This window comes from Sinomonas sp. G460-2 (assembly GCF_047759905.1).
Classification (GTDB): domain Bacteria; phylum Actinomycetota; class Actinomycetes; order Actinomycetales; family Micrococcaceae; genus Sinomonas.
In genome coordinates, this window is sequence record NZ_JBKZWT010000453.1 from 1 (window position 1) to 2,225 (window position 2,225).

Below are 2,225 nucleotides of genomic sequence, written 5' to 3' on the forward strand. Positions count from 1 at the left end.
CACCCGCGTTAGGTGACCCTGGACGGAACGCCGCGCTAGCTGCGGCCGTCGAAGAGGCTCGTGACGGAGCCGTCGTCGAAGACCTCGTGGATGGCGCGCGCGATGAGCGGCGCGATCGAGAGGACCGTGAGCTGCTCGAAGCGCTTCTCGGCAGCGATCGGCAGCGTGTTCGTCACGACGACCTCGCGCGCGCCGCACTCCGCAAGCCGGCGCGACGCGGGGTCCGAGAACACGGCGTGCGTCGCGGCGATGATGACCGAGCGAGCGCCCGCGTTCTTGAGCACCTGGACCGCGCCGGAGATCGTGCCGCCGGTGTCGATCATGTCGTCGATGAGCACGCAGTCGCGGCCCTCGATCTGGCCCACGACCTGCTTCGAGACGGCCTGGTTGGGCACGGTGACGTCGCGGGTCTTGTGCACGAACGCGAGCGGCGCGCCGCCAAGGCGCTCGGCCCACTGCTCGGCCACCCGCACGCGGCCCGTATCCGGGGAGACGACCGTGACCTTGTTGAGGTCCACGCGCGTGCGCACGTAGTCGGCGAGGAGCGGGATGGCCATGAGGTGGTCCACCGGCCCGTCGAAGAAGCCCTGGATCTGCGCCGTGTGCAGGTCCACGCTCATGAGGCGGTGGGCGCCTGCCGTCTTGTAGAGATCGGCCATGAGGCGCGCGGAGATGGGCTCGCGGCCGCGGTGCTTCTTGTCCTGGCGGGCGTACGGGTAGAACGGCGAGACGACCGTGATGCGCTTGGCGCTCGCGCGCTTGAGCGAGTCGATCATGATGAGCTGCTCCATGATCCACTCGTTGATCGGGGCCGGGTGTGCCTGGATCACGAACGCGTCGGCGCCGCGGACGCTGTCTTCGAAGCGCACGTAGGTCTCGCCGTTCGCGAAGTCGTACGCCGACGTCGGAAGGAGCTCGGTGCCGAGTTCCTTCACGATCTCCTGCGCGAGTTCGGGATGGGCCCGGCCTGACGCGACGACGAGGCGCTTCTCGCCGTGGGCCGTGATCTCGGTCATCTACTTGCCTTCTTCTGTCGAGGGAATGCTGCTGGAACCAGTGGTCTGGGGCTCTCGGACCGGGGCCGGCTGGCCTGGCCGGGCGGCTGCCTCGGCGGCTTCTCTCGCGGCAGCGGCCGCGACGGCCGACGGCGACCCAGGCCGCTTCGCCTCCGTCCAGCCTTCCGCGTTCCGCTGGGGGGCGACGTTGAGCGCGAGCGCGCCCGCGGGGACGTCCTTGCGGACCACGGCTCCGGCGCCCGTGTACGCGCCGTCCCCGACGGTGACCGGGGCAACGAAGACGGTGTTCGACGCCGTCCGGACGTGCGCGCCGATCACGGTGCGGTGCTTGGCGACCCCGTCGTAGTTCGCGGTGATGTTGCCGCAGCCGATGTTCGTCCCCTCGCCGACCTCGGCGTCCCCGACGTAGCCGAGGTGGGAGAGCTTCGCGCCGCGGCCGATCTGCGCGTTCTTCGTCTCGTAGAACGCCCCGATCTTGCCGTCCGCGCCGAGCACCGTCCCCGCCCGCAGGTAGGTGAACGGGCCTACGGTCGCGCCGGGACCGATCTGTGCCTTCGTGCCGTCGGTGCGGCGCACGGTCGCGCCCTCGCCCACGAGCACGTCGGTGAGCGTCGAGTCCGGCCCGACGACCGCGTCCCGCTCGACCACGGTCGCGCCGTGGAGCTGCGTGTTGGGCTTGATCGTGACGTCCTCGGCGAGCCGGACCGTGCCGTCGATCCACGTGGTCGCGGGGTCTATGACCGTCACGCCCGCGCGCATCCACGCCTCGACCGTACGGCGGTTGAGCTCCGCGGCGAGCGCCTGGAGCTGAACCCGATCGTTCGCACCCTCGACCTGCCAGCGGTCCTCGGTCACGAGCGCCGCGACGCGGCCGCCCGCCTCGCGCGCGATCGCGAGGACGTCGGTGAGGTACTTCTCGCCCTGTGCGTTGTCCGTCGTGACGCGGCGCAGCGCGTCGGCGAGGACCCGCGCGTCGAACGCGTAGATGCCGGAGTTGACCTCGCGGACCTCGCGCTCGTCGTCGTTGGCGTCCTTGTGCTCGCGGATCGCGGCGACGGCGCCCTCCTCGTCCCGCAGGATGCGCCCGTAGCCATGCGCGTTGTCGAGGACCGCGGTGAGGACGGTCACGGCGTTGCCCTCGGCCTCGTGGCGCGCCACGAGCTCGCCCAGGAGGTCGGTGCTCAGCAGCGGGACGTCGCCGTACGTGAC

Annotated in this window: 2 protein-coding genes; both read right to left on the reverse strand. The window is 71.0% G+C overall.

Going from position 1 to position 2,225, the window contains the following annotated elements; translation table 11 throughout:
- Positions 1-35: 35 nt before the first annotated feature.
- Positions 36-1,016, reverse strand: a complete 981-nt coding sequence (locus tag ACLN58_RS21285) for a ribose-phosphate diphosphokinase (RefSeq protein ID WP_415857211.1) — start codon at positions 1,014-1,016, stop codon at positions 36-38.
- A partial coding sequence (gene glmU, locus ACLN58_RS21290; protein WP_415857212.1) for a bifunctional UDP-N-acetylglucosamine diphosphorylase/glucosamine-1-phosphate N-acetyltransferase GlmU occupies positions 1,017-2,225 on the reverse strand: 1,209 nt, incomplete at its 5' end.

What these genes read in the sequence shown, in the direction of transcription:
- ACLN58_RS21285 (WP_415857211.1), bottom strand. Translation starts at nt 1,016, where the DNA reads ATGACCGAGATCACGGCCCACGGCGAGAAGCGCCTCGTCGTCGCGTCA.